The sequence below is a fragment of the Sulfuriferula plumbiphila genome (assembly GCF_009938015.1).
GTDB lineage: Bacteria > Pseudomonadota > Gammaproteobacteria > Burkholderiales > Sulfuriferulaceae > Sulfuriferula > Sulfuriferula plumbiphila.
Window position 1 is genome coordinate 2,217,878 of sequence record NZ_AP021884.1, and the last position, 16,838, is coordinate 2,234,715.

Below are 16,838 nucleotides of genomic sequence, written 5' to 3' on the forward strand. Positions count from 1 at the left end.
GCACCGAACAATGCCAAAAGTATTTATTTCCGATCTCGTCCTGCGCGACGGCCCCCAGTCCCTCATTGCCACGCGCATGCGCACCGAGCACATGCTGCCCATTTGCGCCAAACTCGACAGCGTGGGCTTCTGGTCCCTGGAAGCCTGGGGCGGCGCCACCTTTGACACCTGCGTACGTTTTCTCAGAGAAGACCCATGGGAACGGCTCAAAAAACTGCGCAAAGCATTACCCAATACCCCCATACAAATGCTGCTGCGCGGTCAAAATCTGCTTGGTTACCGGCACTATGCCGACGATGTGGTACGTGCCTTTGTACAAAAGTCGGCCGACAACGGGGTGGACGTGTTCCGCATATTCGATGCGATGAATGATCTGCGCAACATGCGCGTCTCGGTTGAAGCAGTAAGAAAGGCTGGAAAACAGGCAGAAGGTGCAATTTCCTACACTACCAGCCCGGTGCACAATATCCCCCACTTCGTCGAACTGGCCAGGGGTCTCGCCGAACTCGGCTGTGACACGATTGCCATCAAGGATATGGCCGGCCTGTTGACGCCTACTGCCGCCTTCGATCTGGTCAAGGCCGTGCGCGAAGCGACTGGCTTGCCGGTTCATACCCACAGCCATGCCACCTCTGGCCTGGCCAGCATGGCACAATTGAAAGCCGTCGAAGCCGGCGCGACCATTATTGATACCTGTATCTCCGCTTTCTCGGAAGGCGCCAGCCATCCCACCACCGAAAGCATGGTTGCGGCACTGGCTGGCACCGAATACGACACAGGCCTCAACCTCGCCTTGCTGGAAGAAATCGCCGCCTACTTCCGCGAAGTGCGCAAACTGTATTGGCAGTTTGAAAGCACTTTCACCGGCGTAGATCCGCGTGTACTGATCAGCCAGGTGCCGGGCGGAATGATTTCCAACCTGTCCAACCAGCTCAAGGAACAGGGCTCGCTGGAACGCATGGACGAGGTGCTAATGGAAATCCCACGCGTACGCGAGGACCTGGGTTACCCGCCGCTGGTTACGCCGACTTCCCAGATCGTTGGCAGCCAGGCTGTGATCAATGTGCTCACCGGCGGACGCTATAAAACCATCACCAATGAAGTAAAGCTCTACCTGCAAGGCCGCTATGGCAAGGCGCCTGGTCACGTCAGCGAGCAGGTGCGCAGCCTCGCCATCGGCAATCAGGAAGTCATCACCTGCCGTCCCGCAGACCTGATCCCGGATGAACTGGAAAAACTGCGCGGCGAGATCGAGGATTTGTCGAAATCCGAAGAAGATGTACTTACCTATGCCATGTTCCCCGACCTCGGGCGCACATTCCTGCAGGAGCGCAATGCGGGCACGCTGGCTGCCGAGGCGCTGCTGCCAATCGAGGCCAAAAATGCCGCTGCCGCCACACGCTCGGCGGCAGACGAATTCCGCATCACCCTGCACGGCGAAACTTATCACATCCGGCTAACCGGCACCGGTCACGGCGGACAGGCGGAGCGTCCCTATTATGTATCTGTAGATGGGGTGACTGAGGAAGTACTGGTTGAGGCCCTGAACGAAATCGAAGTGGCTGCCAATGGCAGCCGTTCACCCAGAGCCGACTCGGGCATGAACAAGAAACCCTCCGGCGGTGGCCGCCCGCGTCCCAGCCACGTCGGCCACGTCACCACCGCCATGCCCGGCAATATCGTGGATGTGATGGTCACCACCGGTCAGAAGGTCAAGGCCGGAGACCCGGTACTGGTGATTGAGGCAATGAAAATGGAAAATGAAATCCAGGCTTCGATTTCCGGCACCGTGATTGCCCTGTTCGTGATCAAGGGTGACACGGTCACGCCTGACCAGGCGCTGCTGGAAATCCAGCCGGAATAGGCTGGCCGCTTTGCATCTCTTGCCGCTGGTGCTGGCTTCCACTTCGCCTTACCGGCGCGAGTTGTTGTCGCGCCTGCAGATACCGTTTGCAGTGATTGCGCCAGAGGTGGACGAAACGCCACTGCTTCATGAGACGCCCGAAGCAACTGCGTTGCGCCTGTCACAACTCAAGGCAAAGGCAGTGCAGACGACCTATCCACGCGCGCTCATTATTGGCTCGGATCAGGTTGCTACGGTGGATGGCCGCCAGATCGGCAAACCTGGCACGCACGAAAAAGCAGCCGAGCAATTACGCCTGATGTGTGGCAAAAGCGTCGTGTTTCATTCCGCGCTCTCCCTCTACAACAGTGCCAGCGGCAGCCTGCACACAACATCTGTGCCGACCACGGTCCATTTTCGTGAACTCAGCGACGCGCAAATTGAAGCCTATCTGCGCAAAGATCAGCCCTATAACTGCGCTGGCAGCGCGCGCATCGAAAGCCTGGGTATTGCGGTGATTGAAAAACTTGAAGGCGTAGATCCGAATGCGCTGATCGGCTTGCCCCTGATTGCACTGACACACATGCTGGCGCAGGAGGGTCTGGACGTACTCACCTGGCAGCATCCATCCTGACCCGCGCCAATCAGATCAAGAAGGTTGAATAGGCGATGTCAGGGCCGGCATTACATCAGGCTTTGCAGGTGCCGGCTCCACCGGCAGTCGGGTCTGCTGTTTTGCTTCCCAACGCTGTTTGATGGCTTCGCGCTGCTTTTTCGGCAAACGCTTTAGCCTGCGATAATTTTCGCGTGCTTCTTCACGCTGTTCACGGGTAAGCAATGCCCAGGTTTTGATACGCTTCTGAAATCGCAAGCGCGCCTCGGGTGTCATTTTCGGGTATTGCTCAGCTACCGCAATCAGGCGTGAGCGCTGCAGCGTCGACATCCTGGTCCATTGCAATGCCAGAGGCGCAAGAATCTGCTGCTGCGTGGGGGTCAGCAGCCGCCATTCCGGAGCATTGGGCTTGCCTCCCGCAAAACAGACGGGCGACAGCGCCAATAGCAAGCAAAAAATTACTGTCCGGAAGGATTTTTGATCCATTGTACAAGACTATTATCAAGATACGCGTGGACGGGCAAATCGTCTGTCAGCAGGGCTGCGTCAATCTGGGAAACATCATCTTCTTGCTGTTTTGGGGATATCTGCCATATCCCGGTAGCCGCCAACAATGCAATCACCAGCAACACGCCGACACCGGCAAGCCGATGCTGGGAAAACCATGATGCACGATGCAGGGCATCGCCGGAGAGACCAAAGCTGGCCGCGCGGCGCTGCTGCGCGTGGGCGACAGCAAGCTCGCGTACCTGTCGCAAGCGCTGAGCCACCTCCGGGCGGATATTGTTGATATCTGCATCCACCAGGCGGATCACTTTTCTTGAGAAATCTTCTTCATTCATAACGTTATTCCCTTGCTCTCCAGGTCTTTGGAAAGCGCATGGACAGCTCGTGAACAGTGCGTTTTCACGCTACCTTCGGAACAACCCATGATCGTGGCAGTCTCTGCGGTATCCATCTCTTCCCAGTAACGCAGCAGGAAGGCTTCACGTTGACGTGGCGGCAATTTTTCCAGAGCTTCCTGGATAATCGCCAGTCTCTGGGTCGTATCTGCCTGGCAGGCGGGATCATCCGACTCGGATGTAGTCTGCAGGTGTTCGATCGCATCTCCATCTTCAGCGTGATCGTCGTGACCAGGCATCACAAAAGACATTGCCGTTGTCCAGAAGTTGCGCACTTTCTGGCGACGGAAATAATCCCGTATGGTGTTTTGCAAAATACGCTGAAATAGCATCGGATACTCTTCGGCAGGCCGGTCCACATACTTTTCGGCCAGCTTGAGCATGGCATCCTGCACGATATCCAGCGCTGCCTGCTCATCGCGCACGGTATAAGCCGCATGTCGATAGGCGCGGCGTTCAACTTCTGCGAGAAAGCGAGCAAGTTGTTCGGGTGTAGACACGGAAGGGTACGCTGTCTTTCGGTTTCGGCCAGATTGGCGGATCAGATTTTATCCGAACCACCCGCAGACGGGCGCTCTTCAAAATACTGCAGATGATCAAGTCGTAGTTCGCCTGTGCTGCCGTCAGCATAGCGCATCACTAGCCATTCGCCCGATTGCCGGGTTTGCACGTCCAGCGGCATGACGCTGGCTTCATGTTCCTGCCCATCCTCGGCCAGGTAGTGCAACCAAAGGGGAATCCGCCGCAGCACGGCGAATTCAAGCCGCTCGTGCTGCGCACACGCAATCGGCTGATAGGCGCCGCCGGCTATCAATGCAGTATGCTACCCGACAATGCCAGGGGATTCATGGTCTTGCCCATGGCCACGCCAAAGCGTTTGGCAAACCGGTCAGCAAAGCCCTCCTGTGGCGTAAAATCAACGATATCCCTGGCTTTAATCACGTCGCGCGCAACATAGTCGGTGCTGCCAAGGGCATCGGCCAAGCCTAATTCAATACTTTTCTGGCCGCTCCACACCAGGCCACTGAACATATCCGGCGTTTCTTTCAGGCGACTGCCCCGCCCATCGCGCACGGCCTTGATGAATTGCTGATGAATTTCCTCCAGCATGGTCTTGGCATAAGCGACCTGCTGCGGATTTTCAGGCGAAAACGGATCAAGGAAGCCCTTGTTTTCTCCTGCGGTAAGCAGGCGCCGTTCCACCCCCAGCTTCTGCATGGTGCCGGTAAAGCCGAAACCATCCATCAGCACACCGATGGAACCGACAAGACTGGCCTTGTCCACATAGATTTTGTCAGCTGCCGCTGCAACATAATAGGCACCGGAGGCACAAATATCGTCCACCACTGCATACAGCGGGATATTGGGATATTTTGCGCGCAGGCGCTTGATGTCGTCATAAATCTGCCCCGCCTGCACCGGGCTGCCCCCGGGGCTATTAATGCGCAGGATGACGCCTTTTGTGTTGCTGTCTTCAAAGGCGGCCTGCAGTCCTTTCATGATCTGATCAGCGCTGGTCTGATCTGCTGCGATGGTGCCATTCAGCTCTACCAGTGCGGTATGCTTGCCGGGGATGGGAATACCGCGATCGCCGATCCAGCCCAGTGCCAGAAACAGCAGGATAAACAGATAGGAAAACCCCAGCAGCTTGAAAAAAATACTCCAGTGGCGCGCAGTACGCTGCTCCTTGACAGCTGATAGCGCCACTTTTTCCAGCACGTCGCGCTCCCAGTTCCCGGTTTTTTCCGGTTCAGACATGATTTGCTTCCTCAATTAAATAGACATGACCGTCGTGTTCCCGCACTGCAAGCGTAACCAGTCCTTTGCCGGCGCAACGCCCACTAATACATTGCCCTGTTTCCGGAACATACATTGCGCCGTGGGTGGAACACAGCAAGTATAACCCGGAGAGGTCAAAAAACTCCCCTTCCTGCCAGTCCATCTCCACGGGTATATGCGCACAACGGTTAAGGTAGGCATACACCCGGCCGCGGTAGCGGATCGCGAAGGCGGGCGTGGTTTCACCCTGATACTGCAGGTCGAAGCGCATCCCCTTGCCTGAATCGGTCAGCGCCGTACTGGCGCAAATCAGGCGTGGATTTTCAGCCATGCCACCAAGCCTTTGAAGTCATCGGCAATATACAGCGGCTGACACGCTTGCAGGGATGCTGCCGAATGCGCGCCGTAAGCCACGCCCACACTCGCCACGCCCGCATTGAGCGCCATTTGCAGATCATGGCTGGTATCGCCGATCATCAGCGTTCGCTCTGCGTCGACGCCGCAGCAATCCATCAACTCCAGCACCATGCCCGGGTGCGGCTTGGAATAGCCTTCATCGGCACAACGCGAAGCATGGAAAAACTTGCGCAAGCCGCTGTGATCAAAAGCGCGTTCCAGTCCCCTGCGGCTTTTACCGGTGGCCACCGCCAGCCGGTAATCCGCGTCATGCAGCGCTGCAATCGTATCCGCCACCCCGTCGAATAGCGGCAAGGTGTGATCCTGGCCAAGGAAATGATATCGGTAGCGTTCCACCAGACGCGGGTAATCGTCCGGCGCCATATCCGGCAGCAAGGTATGGAGCGCCTCGGCCAGCCCCAAGCCGATAATTTGTCTGGCTTCCTCTGTCTGTGGCACACGCAAACCCAGGTCAGCACAGGCCAGCCGGATGGACTGGGCAATGGCACCGGTGGAGTCCATCAGCGTGCCATCCCAGTCGAATATCAGCAAATCAAAGCGTCTTGTGCTCATTCGTCGCGATCAAGTTGTACAAGAAAATTCCCCAGTTCGGCGGGTAGCGGCGCTTCCAGAACCAACATCTCGTCATTGAGCGGATGCTTGATACTGACCCGATGCGCATGCAAGAACATGCGCTTGAGGCCGGTTTTGGCAAGCATCTTGTTGCGCGTGAAATCCCCGTATTTGTCATCCCCGGCAATCGGGAAGCCGGCGTGCGCCAGATGCACCCGGATCTGGTGCGTGCGGCCGGTTTTGAGCTCGGCTTCGAGCAGGCTGAAGTTTGCCCAGTTACGCTGCAGGCGAAACACGGTATGCGCAGACTGGCCATCCGCGCTTGCCAGTACACGCCGTTCGCCTTCAGCGTTGAGATACTTGTGTAGCGGCTGTTTGATGTGGCGCAGCGCATCACTCCAGCGCCCGAGAACCAGTGCAAAGTAGCGTTTGTCCATCTGATTGGCGCGCATCATGTCGTGCAGGGCCACCAGTGCACTGCGCTTGGTCGCCAGCATCAGCACACCGGACGTTTCCCGATCCAGGCGGTGAGCCAGTTCGAGAAAGCGCTGCTCCGGCATCTCCAGCCGCAATTGCTCGATCACCCCCAGACTCACGCCGCTGCCGCCATGCACTGCCATGCCTGCAGGCTTGTCGAGTACCAGCAGGCCTTCGTTATGGTAGAGGATACGTCCGACCAGACGGACGCCGCCCTTGGGCAAGGCGGTGGGCCGGTTAATTTGCGGTGCCGCCACACGGATCGGCGGAATACGGATTTCATCGCCCAGTTCAAGTTTGCGCGCAGCCTCCACACGCCCCTTGTTCACGCGTACTTCACCGCTGCGCAAAATACGGTACAGGTGGCTTTTGGGAACCCCTTTGAGGTGGCGTGCCAGAAAGTTGTCAATACGCTGCCCGGCACCGGACTCGTCCACTTTGAGATAGGTGACAGATTCTTTGCGTAAATCATTCATTTTGCATATACTGCCGTTGCAATCTGCGACGTTTTCCAGGCTGGGTTCATCCGGCAAGTGACGGAATACTCTGCGTCCAGAAGCAAAATTAGCCGGTTAATTTCGCTCACCGGATGCATGTCCCGATACATCGCGCCTGCTTTAGTTTGCACCGCCATGTTAGAGACCCAAAGCCGTTCAGAGACGCCAACAGGCGCATGGACGCCGCATTAAAAAGTAGCGATGGTAAAGCATAAGCGCGCGAAACGCACCCTTAGATTTCCAGCAGATGAGCGATTCATCTGCCCTAACGATAAACCGCCACGCCCGACTAACCTGGTTGTCCAAATGACTGAAATTCCAGACTAAATCATTCGCGCCGCACACCGCGCAAAACGCGCGGCGGTTGGTCGTCCCGTGTCTATCGCGCGCGGGAGAACAAAACATCATGAAACGCATGTTATTTAATGCGACACAGGCCGAGGAACTCCGTGTCGCCATTGTCGATGGTCAGAAACTCGTTGATCTCGACATTGAATCCGCCAGCAAGGAACAACGCAAAAGCAACATCTACAAAGGCATCGTCACCCGCGTCGAGCCCAGCCTCGAAGCCGCTTTTATCGACTATGGTACCGATCGCCACGGCTTTTTGCCGTTCAAGGAAGTCTCCCGCGCCTGCTTTGCCAATGACGTCGCCGATGTTTCGCGCGCGCGCATCCAGGATGTGCTGCGCGAAGGCCAGGAAATCATCGTCCAGGTGGAAAAAGACGAACGCGGCAACAAGGGCGCAGCACTTACCACCTACATCAGCCTGGCGGGCCGCTATCTGGTACTGATGCCCAACAATCCGCGCGGCGGTGGCGTATCGCGCCGCATTGAGGGCGAAGAGCGCAACGAACTGCGCGACGTGATGGCGCAACTGGAAATCCCGTCTGGCATGAGCATCATTGCCCGCACCGCCGGTATCGGCCGCGGCGTGGAAGAACTGCAGTGGGACTTGAACTATCTGCTACAGCTCTGGAACGCCATTGATTCCGCTGCCAACAGCCAGAAAGGCGCTTTCCTGATTTATCAGGAAAGCAGCCTGGTGATTCGCGCCATACGCGACTACTTCCAGCCTGACATTGGCGAAATCCTGATCGATACGGAAGAGGTATTCGAGCAGGCACAGCAGTTCATGAGCCACGTCATGCCCGGCAACGTGCACAAGGTCAAGCTGTACAAGGACGACGTGCCGCTGTTCTCGCGCTTCCAGATCGAACACCAGATCGAATCCGCTTACTCGCGCGAAGTGACGCTGCCTTCCGGCGGCGCCATCGTGATTGACCACACCGAAGCGCTGGTGTCGGTGGACGTCAACTCGGCGCGCTCCACGCGCGGCTCGGATATCGAACAGACCGCCTACAATACCAATCTGGAAGCGGCCGAAGAAGTCGCCCGTCAACTGCGCCTGCGCGACCTGGGCGGCCTGATCGTGATCGACTTCATCGACATGGAAAGCCAGCGCAACCAGCGCGAGGTGGAAAACCGCCTGCGCGATTCGCTGCACTACGATCGTGCGCGCGTGCAATTTGGCAAGATTTCCAAATTCGGCCTGATGGAACTGTCGCGTCAGCGTCTGCAGCCGTCGCTGGGTGAATCCAGCCATCAGCCCTGCCCGCGTTGCAGCGGTACCGGCTTCATTCGCGGCATTGAATCCACCGCCCTGCATATCCTGCGCATCATCCAGGAAGATGCGATGAAGGAAAACACCGGCGCAATTCATGCACAGATTCCGGTGGACGTGGCCACTTTCCTGCTCAACGAGAAGCGCTCCGACATCTTCGCCATCGAATCCCGGCTCAAGGTCAATGTGCTGCTGATCCCCAATATTTATCTGGTGACGCCGCATTACAAGATCACGCGACTGCGCCATGACGAACTCAACCAGCACGACATCACCATTCCCAGCTATAAACTGGCGGATGCCATTGAAGACGCCTCGCCGACTGAAATGCGCAAGGAAAACAAACCTGCGCCACAAGTACCCGCGGTGCGCGGCATTACCCCGGCGCAGCCCGCCCCCATCGTTGAACAAAAGTTGCCGGCGCAGGTTCCTACCCAGACCGAACCCAAATCCGGCTTGATTGGCCGCATCTTCGGCTGGCTGCAAAGAATCGGTGAAGAAAAACCGCCTCAGCCCATCGTAGCCCAACAGCCGGCCGAACCCGTGCGCGAGCCGCGCGAAACGCGTGGACGCGGCCGTCAGCGCGGTGAACGCACCGAGCGCCCGCAACGTCCCGTCGAAGCGCAGGAAGGTTCCGGGCGTACCGAACGCGCGCCCCGTCCCGAACGCGGCCCGCGCCCGGAACGTCAGGCAGGCGAACGGCCTGCCACGCCTGCAGACAGTGCTCAAAAGCCAACCCGCAAACCTCGACAGCAACAGCCGCGCACGCCGAAACCAGCCGGCGAAGTTGTCGTTACCAATGCCGTAGCTGAAACCGATGCCCCGGTGCAGGCCACAACCACGGACATCAGCGATGAAACCCGTAGCCGCCGCGGTCGCCGTGGTGGCCGGCGCGAGCGTCGCCCGGAACAGGATCAAACCAGCTCAGCAGCCGAAATGCTCACCACCAGGACCGGTGGTGCGGAAGTAGAGGGTGATGTAGAAGTAATGGCACAGCCGGTTGCTGCGCCCACCAGCGAACCGGTTACTGCCACGGTGACGACGCCCCAGGCAGCAACCGCTCCTGCGCCCATTGAGCCCTCCGCTCCTGTGGAAACCAGGCCAGTTACCGTCGCCTCCGAATCCATCCCGGCAGTATCCAAAGCAGATGCGACAAAAGCCCTCATGCCGGTGGAAAAGCTGCTCAGCGAAATGCTCGCTCCCTCCCCCGCTGCCGCCCAGCTACAGCAGGTGGAAACGCAAGCCAAACCGGCTGCCGCAATCGTACCTGACGTAACAGAACAGGCTCCGCGTCGACGCCGCAAGCCGCCAGCCATGGTCGCAGACACTCCGGTTGAGCTGATGCAGGTGGAAACAAAAAACGCCGTCACGGCTCCTGCAGAAAGCACCATTGTGGCCAGCAACCCGGTGCCCCAGAGTCGCCAGCCGAGACGCGCTGCAGTGCCGCAACAGACAGCGCAGGAAGCACCGCTGCAACAGATTGAAACCCGGCGCTAATCAATCTACACGCAGGCAAATACCCAAAACAGAACATGGCCGATTGGCCGTGTTCTGTTTTTGGCCTATCCCAACAGGGATTTCCGCTCGCGCAGGAAGCGTTCGATCTGTTCAGCAGGCACCGCCGGACTGAACAGGAACCCCTGGATCTCGTCGCATTTGAGCAGGCGCAGGAGCCTTGCCTGCTCCCCGGTTTCGACGCCCTCCGCGACCACCCGCATATTCAGGGAATGGGCAAGCGAGATGATCGTGGACACAATGCTCAGATCGTCGGAGTTGCTGGTCATGTTCATGATGAACGCCCGGTCGATCTTCAGGGTACTGACAGGCAGCTTGGCAATATAGCTGAGCGAGGAATAACCGGTACCGAAATCGTCGATAGCCACCTCCACGCCCATCTCCTGGATCATCTGGAGTTTCTGGATATTCGCCACGATATCCTGCATGACCAGACTCTCGGTTATCTCGAGTTCCAGCCTGCCGGCTACATCTCCGTCACCCTTCACCACGCGTTCTATCATGCTGACGAAATCTTTCTGTTGTAACTGAATCGGAGAGACATTGACGGCGACCCTCGGAGATCGCAGCCCCTGGGTCTGCCATACCAGGGAATCCGATACCGCTTTTTCCAGGGCCCACTGACCTGCTTCCAGAATCATCCCGGTTTCTTCAAGCAAGGGAATGAACTTCAGCGGCGGCACGAGACCGGTTTCCGGATCGTTCCAGCGCAGCAGCGCTTCCAGGCCGCTGATCTGTCCGCTTGCGAGGTCGACCTTGGGCTGGTAATGCAGCACCAGCTGTTCCTGCTCCAGCGCCCGGCGCAGCTTGTTCTCAAGCGACAGCTTCTCGGCGACCAGCGCATTGAATGCAGGGGTATAGAACAGATACTTGTCGCCGGAGAGTTTGGCTTTTTTCAGCGCTGACTCGGCATTGTGGAAAAGGGTCTCAATGTCCTGGCCGTCGACGGGGTAAGACGATATTCCCGCCCTGGCCGAAACACGCAGCTCCTGTCCGCTGACCAGGAACGGCTGATTCCGGATCGCGGACAATATACTCTCCAGGACATGAACGATGTTTACACTTTCATCGTCGTGGTGGGTGACGATACCGAAGTAGTCGGCTGAAAAATGGGCAAGGATGTCCGTTTCGCCAAGTATTCCCTGCAGCCGCTGCGTGAGCAGGCGCAACAGATCATCGCCGGCCTGGCGGCCCAGGGTTTCATTGATGCTGCTGAACCGATTGAGGTCGAGCATGATCACCGAAAACACCTTGCGATCGCGGCGCGCGACATTGATTTTCTGGGCGACGCGATCCAGAAACAGGGTACGGTTCGGAAGACCGGTGACGGCATCGAAATAGGCGAGATAATTGAGGCGCGCTTCTTTTTCGAGATGATCCAGAGCGAATGAAATATCGCCGGCCATCTCGACCAGCAGCCGCATTTCCTCCTCGTCGAAAACGTCCGCTTCCGGGGCATAGAGCAGGAATACGCCAACCGGCCGGTCTCCCAGCATCAGGGGAAACACTGCCACGGAACGATAGCCGCGCTTCAACGCCTCGGCACGCAACGATTGCATGGCTGTATCCGTGGCAATGTCGTTGCAGATTACCGGTTGCCGCCGGGTCACGGCGCGTGCCGTCAGCGTGCAATTTCCCGGCGTATCTTCCGCGGCGCTCAAATTGATCCGGGACAGGTATCCGTCGTCGCGGCCTGCCCTGGCGACCGGTGTGACCTGCTGTGTGCCCGCATCAAGTGTGCCGACCCACGCGAACGTGAACTTGCCATGTTCCACCGCGATGCGGCAGGCTTCGTCGAAGAGTTCCTGGGGCTCGCGAACGCGCACGATCGTGGTGTTGATGCCACTGAGCACGCTGTAGATGCGATTGAGGCGAACGATCCTGGCCTGCGCGCGTTTGCGCTCGGCGATTTCCGCGGTCAACGCCGCGGTTCGCTCCGCCACCAGTTGCTCCAGGCGCTCATGCAGCCGTGCCCGCTCCAGCGCGATACCCACCTGGTGCCCGACTCCATAAAGCGTATCCAGTTCGTCGTCTTTGAACAGACCCTGATCTGCCCCCACCAGGTTCATGATCCCCAACATGCAATCGCCGCTCCACAACGGCACACTGGCATGGTAGCGCAGGCCGTGCGTGTTGCCCGCAGCATGCTTCAGCCATTCGCACTCCAGGATGTTGGTGACATGACCCAGCTCTCCTGCAAGAAAGCGGCGCCGGCATTCGCACAAGCCCTCCATCGCGTCTTCGCCCAGCAACGCCGGGGGCAGGTTGCGCACCGCCGCTGTCCGGAAGGCATCGTCTTCCCACAGGGCGATCCATCCCGCCTGCACCCCCGGCAGCTCCATCGCATGCTCGAGCGCCTTGTCGCACACTTCGCGCTCGCTCACCGCGCGATTCAGCCCCTCCGCGACGTGGTAGAGGCCGGTCAGCGCGCTGTTCGAGTCGGCCAGTTCGCGCTGCCGCACCTTGAGCTCTTCGCTGATGTGGACCGCCTCTTCGTAAACCGAGATCAGCAGGTCCACGATCTGCTGCCGTTCGGCAGTGATGAAATGTTTTTGCCCGCCGAGATAGATTTCCACTCCAACCTGCATCTTCTGGCTCTTGCGCAGTTCGTTGTTCATCAGCAGGTAGTCGACCCGTGCAAGCAGGTAGCGCTCCTCGTACGGCTTGCGGATGAAGTTGTCGGCACCGCACTCCAGCCCTTTCATGATGTCGCGCACGTCGGAAAGCGTGGTGAGCAGCATCACCGGCACGTCCTGGAGCTGGTCGTCACGCTTGATTTCCCCGCACAGCGCAAAGCCGTCCATTTCCGGCATCATGACATCGCTCACGATCAGCGCCGGCCTGCGCCGCCGGGCCGCCGCCAGGGCCTGCTTGCCGTTGGCTGCGGTCACGACCGCATAGCCGTGTTCTTCGAGCAGATATTGCAATTTTTCCGCCTGGGTCGGACTGTCCTCGGCGATGAGGATTTCAATGCCATTGTTGTTGTTCTTTCTGGATTTCATGGATCACACTCCATTTATGCTTTTACCTCGATGGTTCGCCAGGTTTGTCAGCACTGCGGCAATCTTGTCCGGGGAAAGGACAAACGTTGCCGCATCGAGCCTGATTGCCTCGCCCGGCATGCCGTGCACGACCGAGCTGTCCTTATCCTGCGCGAAGGTGACTGCGCCCTTTTCCTTCAACAGCCGCAGTTCCTCGGCGCCGTCGCGTCCCATGCCGGTGAGCAGGCCGGCGACGGCGTCGCACCCATAGTTATCGGCAATCGAGCGGAAAAGATAAGACACCGACGGACGCAGCCCGTTCTCGGGCGCGTCCCTGGTCAGAACAATCTTGCCGCTGCGTTCCACTTTCATCTGGTACGCGTCGGCTGCCACGTAGACGTGACCGGGAAGAACAGGCTCGCCGTGTGCGGCAACATGAACCGGCAGGCTGGCCGACTGCGCCAGCCACTCGACGAATCCCTGGATAAAGCCAGCCGCCATATGCTGGACGATCAACAACGGTGCCGGAAACGCCTTCGGCAATCCCGCGAGTATGGTATGAAGTGCTGGCGGGCCGCCGGTTGAAGCACCGATGGCGACGATCCGCACCTGCGCCGGTGCGCGCGCAAACCCCATCTTCACCGGGCACGGGGCCGGCGCATCGCGCCGCACGCGGGACCAGCGCCGCACCACCTTGACTTCCGACATCAGCTTCACCGTCTGCACCAGCTCCCTCGCCGTGGCTTCATAGTCGGCATGGCCGATACCTGCCGGCCGGGACAGCACGGCCAGCGCGCCAGCCTCCATCGCTTCGAACGTCGTCGTCATCTCCCCGGAGCGGTGGCTCCCACTGACGATGACGATAGGTCTCGGGTCCGTTTCCATGATCCGGCGCGTGGCCTCCAGGCCATCCATTTTCGGCATGTGGATGTCCATCGTGATCACGTCTGGCCTATAGCGGCGCACGGCATCGAGCGCCTCCTCGCCGTCGTGCGCCGTGCCGACCACCCGGATACCGGGGTCCGAGCCGAGAACGTGAATGAGAAATTCACGCACCACGGGCGAATCTTCCACCACCAGGACGTTGATCAAAAGCGTTGCCTCATTGTGTTTTTCCTTTTCCCGAAACAATGAACTGGGCAAGTTTGTGCCCGTGTTTATCCATGGAGCGCCGGTTCGTGGCGGCTTAACCAGTTTTTGCCGCTCCGTTTGGCCGCGACCAGCGTGTCGGTACCGTCTCCCTGCATCGGCCAGGACGCGACCCTGATGCTGGCGCCCGCCGATCAAATGAGCCTGGAAATGACTTCCAGCAGGTTGCTCTGGTCGAAGCTGCTTTTCACAATATAGGCGTTGGCACCAACGTCGATGCCGCGTTCGCGGTGTTCGCGCGAGCCCAGCGCTGTCACCAGCACCACCGGCAACTCCGCGAACTGCTTGTCCGCGCGCACCTTGGCCGTCAGGTCGAAGCCGTCCATGCGCGGCATCTCCACATCCGAGACGATCAGGTCGAAGGTGCCGGTCTTGAGTGCGGTGTAGGCGTCGACACCGTCCACCGCCGTGGTGACGCGATAGCCCGCCGATTCGAGAATGTTCTTGAGCAGGGCCCGCGAGGTGATCGAGTCTTCCACCACCAGGATGGATTGCCTTTCCGTTTCCATCTGCTGTTCGGCAGCCGGTGCAAACGGTGCCGTCGCACGCTTCACGGCCGACTTCAGCAGATCGGAAACATTGAGAACCGGCACCACCTGCCCCGTCCCCAGGATGCTCGCGCCGGCGACGTTGCGCACGCGCGTGAGTTGCGGTCCAAGCGGCTTGACCAGCACTTCCTGTTCCCCGACGATCTCCTCCACACGAAATGCGATACGTTGCGCACCCAGTGCAAGCACGACTGCTTGCAGGGTGCCGGCCGACTCGCCCGCCGTGCCCTTGCGCGGCATTTCCAGCACATCGCTGAGCCAGCCCAGCGCAACCACCTGGCCATCGAGCGCGATCGTTTCCCGGTTTTCCACAGTCTGGATGTCCTGGTTGGCTACGCGCACCACGCGCTCCACGCTGATGGCGGGAATGATGAACAGATGGCCGCCGGCGCGGACGATGACGCCCTGGAAATTGGCCAGTGTCAGCGGCAGGACGATCCGGAACTCTGTTCCGGCACCCGGGCTGGACTTGAGGGCGACAGTGCCGCCCAGCCGCTCGACCTTTTCCCGCACGATCGCAAGGCCAAGCCCGCGCCCGGAAACGTCCGTGATGAGGGGACTGGTGGAGATGCCGGACTGGAAAACGAGCGCCAGCGCTTCCGCTGCGCCGAGGCTTTCCGCCACCTCGGGCGAAACGATGCCCAGCCTGCCGGCCGCAGCCTTCACTTTGGACGCATCGATGCCGGCGCCATCGTCGGCAATGCGTATCTCGACCTTGCCGCTGTCCTGTTGCGAGATCGCCACGCTGATCGTTCCGTGCGGCGGCTTCTGCTTCTCCCTGCGTAGCGCCGGTTTTTCGATGCCGTGATCAATGCCGTTGCGCAACAGGTGGATGAGCGGATCCTTCATCTTCTCCAGGATGCGCCGATCAATTTCAATCTCGCCACCCTGGATCACCAGCTCTATATCCTTGCCCTGCGCGCGGGCCAGCTCGCGGACAAAGCGCGGGAGAATCTCGAGCAGCGACATGAACGGCAGCAACTGCATCTCCTTCACGTCGTGCAGCAGGCTGTCGGTCATGCCGGTCAGCGTGCGCTGATCGTGTTCGGCGGATTTTTTCAATTTCGCCAGACGGTCTTCGAGCGTTTTGATGAAGCGCTGTTCGGCGTCCAGATATTCGAGCAGCCTGCGCATCTGCTGCGGGCCCTTGGCGGCGTCGTTGTCCTTGCCATCCTGTTCGCATAAACTCTCGAACAGCCTGAGTGTGGACTGAATCCGCGTCCGCTCCTTTTTCCAGCCTGCGAGCAGGGCGGCGGCCTCACTCAGCTCCCTGACGCGCTGGCCTGACGCCAGCCGGGGGGACAGCAGTTCTTCGGCCTGCCGCATCACGCCGTCGAGCTTCGCCGTGGAAACCCGGATGGTTTCGGAGATCAAGCTGTGCGGCGGCGCGGGTGAAGGTGCATCGCCCGTCTCGACAGCTTCATTCGGTGCGGCGGGCGTGGATGCCGGCGGCATCACTTGCGGCATCACTTGCGGCAGCGCTGCAGCCGGCTGTGCGGGCGCTGGCAAGGGTCCTGTCAACGCATCGTCGAGTTGTCGAATCAGCCTGCCGATCACCGGCTTGCGGGTTTCCGGCGCACCGGCTTGCGGAACAAGCAAGCCGCCGAGGGCATCAATCGTCTGGTGCAGGAGATCGAGCAACGGCGGCGAGGCGGCGAGCTGATTGTTCTTCAGTGCCGCGAACACGCTTTCCAGCGGCTGGCAGGCGGATTCGATCTGCGTCAGATTCACTGCACGGGCAGCGCCCTTCAGGCTGTGCGCTTCACGGAAAACCCGCTCGATGATTTCCGCACGCCGGGCACCAGCCGGCATTTTCTCCAGTTCCAGCAATCCTGACGACATTGTTTGGAGATGTTCGTCCGCCTCGATCCGGAATGTTGCGAGGAGCCTTTTCAGGAATTCATCGTTTTGTTTGGGCATAGCCTTGTTCCGGTTCCTGTA

Annotated in this window: 14 protein-coding genes; 3 read left to right on the plus strand and 11 right to left on the minus strand. The window is 59.2% G+C overall.

The genetic code is table 11. From position 1 onward, the window contains the following. Positions 1-10: 10 nt before the first annotated feature. Both oadA and GZH91_RS11490 read left to right on the plus strand, forming a co-directional pair. The gene (gene oadA, locus GZH91_RS11485; protein WP_147071906.1) at positions 11-1,864 is read left to right on the plus strand and encodes a sodium-extruding oxaloacetate decarboxylase subunit alpha; all 1,854 of its coding nucleotides are present in this window, start codon (positions 11-13) and stop codon (positions 1,862-1,864) included. 19 nt (positions 1,865-1,883) lie between these two features. Beyond that, positions 1,884-2,477, plus strand: coding sequence for a Maf family nucleotide pyrophosphatase (locus GZH91_RS11490; RefSeq protein ID WP_147071998.1), 594 nt, complete (start codon positions 1,884-1,886; stop codon positions 2,475-2,477). A gap of 15 nt (positions 2,478-2,492) precedes the next feature. Here GZH91_RS11490 and GZH91_RS11495 read toward each other — a convergent pair whose 3' ends face one another. The 8 genes from GZH91_RS11495 to GZH91_RS11530 are packed head-to-tail and all read right to left on the minus strand — an operon-like array spanning position 2,493 to position 7,059. Continuing rightward, positions 2,493-2,942 carry a DUF3106 domain-containing protein gene (locus tag GZH91_RS11495; RefSeq protein WP_147071908.1) on the minus strand — a complete coding sequence of 150 codons (450 nt, stop codon included), beginning with the start codon at positions 2,940-2,942 and terminating at the stop codon, positions 2,493-2,495. Beyond that, on the minus strand, positions 2,915-3,298 hold the full coding sequence (locus GZH91_RS11500) for a DUF3619 family protein (RefSeq protein ID WP_147071910.1): 384 nt from the start codon (positions 3,296-3,298) through the stop codon (positions 2,915-2,917). Before GZH91_RS11500 ends, GZH91_RS11495 begins: the two co-directional genes overlap by 28 nt. After that, positions 3,295-3,858, minus strand: coding sequence for an RNA polymerase sigma factor (locus GZH91_RS11505; RefSeq protein WP_147071912.1), 564 nt, complete (start codon positions 3,856-3,858; stop codon positions 3,295-3,297). Before GZH91_RS11505 ends, GZH91_RS11500 begins: the two co-directional genes overlap by 4 nt. Positions 3,859-3,899: 41 nt before the next feature. Continuing rightward, entirely contained in the window at positions 3,900-4,172 is a 273-nt protein-coding gene (locus GZH91_RS11510) for a Rho-binding antiterminator (RefSeq protein WP_223264517.1), read from the minus strand. Beyond that, positions 4,169-5,116: a S49 family peptidase gene (locus GZH91_RS11515; protein ID WP_147071914.1), complete on the minus strand. Its 948-nt coding sequence runs from the start codon at positions 5,114-5,116 to the stop codon at positions 4,169-4,171. The genes GZH91_RS11510 and GZH91_RS11515 overlap by 4 nt, the downstream gene beginning before the upstream one ends. Next, on the minus strand, positions 5,109-5,468 hold the full coding sequence (locus GZH91_RS11520; RefSeq protein WP_147071916.1) for a Rieske (2Fe-2S) protein: 360 nt from the start codon (positions 5,466-5,468) through the stop codon (positions 5,109-5,111). The genes GZH91_RS11515 and GZH91_RS11520 overlap by 8 nt, the downstream gene beginning before the upstream one ends. After that, positions 5,447-6,106 (minus strand): HAD-IA family hydrolase, encoded by a 660-nt coding sequence (locus GZH91_RS11525; protein ID WP_147071919.1) that lies wholly within the window; start codon positions 6,104-6,106, stop codon positions 5,447-5,449. The genes GZH91_RS11520 and GZH91_RS11525 overlap by 22 nt, the downstream gene beginning before the upstream one ends. After that, positions 6,103-7,059, minus strand: a complete 957-nt coding sequence (locus tag GZH91_RS11530) for an RluA family pseudouridine synthase (RefSeq protein ID WP_147071921.1) — start codon at positions 7,057-7,059, stop codon at positions 6,103-6,105. The genes GZH91_RS11525 and GZH91_RS11530 overlap by 4 nt, the downstream gene beginning before the upstream one ends. Before the next feature lie 427 nt (positions 7,060-7,486). Here GZH91_RS11530 and GZH91_RS11535 point away from each other — a divergent pair, with 427 nt between their 5' ends. Next, the gene (locus GZH91_RS11535; RefSeq protein ID WP_147071923.1) at positions 7,487-10,201 is read left to right on the plus strand and encodes an Rne/Rng family ribonuclease; all 2,715 of its coding nucleotides are present in this window, start codon (positions 7,487-7,489) and stop codon (positions 10,199-10,201) included. A gap of 65 nt (positions 10,202-10,266) precedes the next feature. On the opposite strand, the gene GZH91_RS11540 is transcribed toward GZH91_RS11535, so the two are convergent. From GZH91_RS11540 to GZH91_RS11550, 3 genes are all read right to left on the minus strand, one after another. After that, the gene (locus GZH91_RS11540) at positions 10,267-13,221 is read right to left on the minus strand and encodes an EAL domain-containing protein (protein WP_147071925.1); all 2,955 of its coding nucleotides are present in this window, start codon (positions 13,219-13,221) and stop codon (positions 10,267-10,269) included. Between the two features lie 3 nt (positions 13,222-13,224). After that, positions 13,225-14,343 (minus strand): chemotaxis-specific protein-glutamate methyltransferase CheB, encoded by a 1,119-nt coding sequence (gene cheB / locus GZH91_RS11545; RefSeq protein ID WP_223264518.1) that lies wholly within the window; start codon positions 14,341-14,343, stop codon positions 13,225-13,227. Between the two features lie 140 nt (positions 14,344-14,483). Next, a complete protein-coding gene (locus GZH91_RS11550; protein ID WP_147071927.1) occupies positions 14,484-16,817 on the minus strand; it encodes a hybrid sensor histidine kinase/response regulator in 2,334 nt (777 codons plus the stop codon). Between the last annotated feature and the right edge of the window lie 21 nt (positions 16,818-16,838).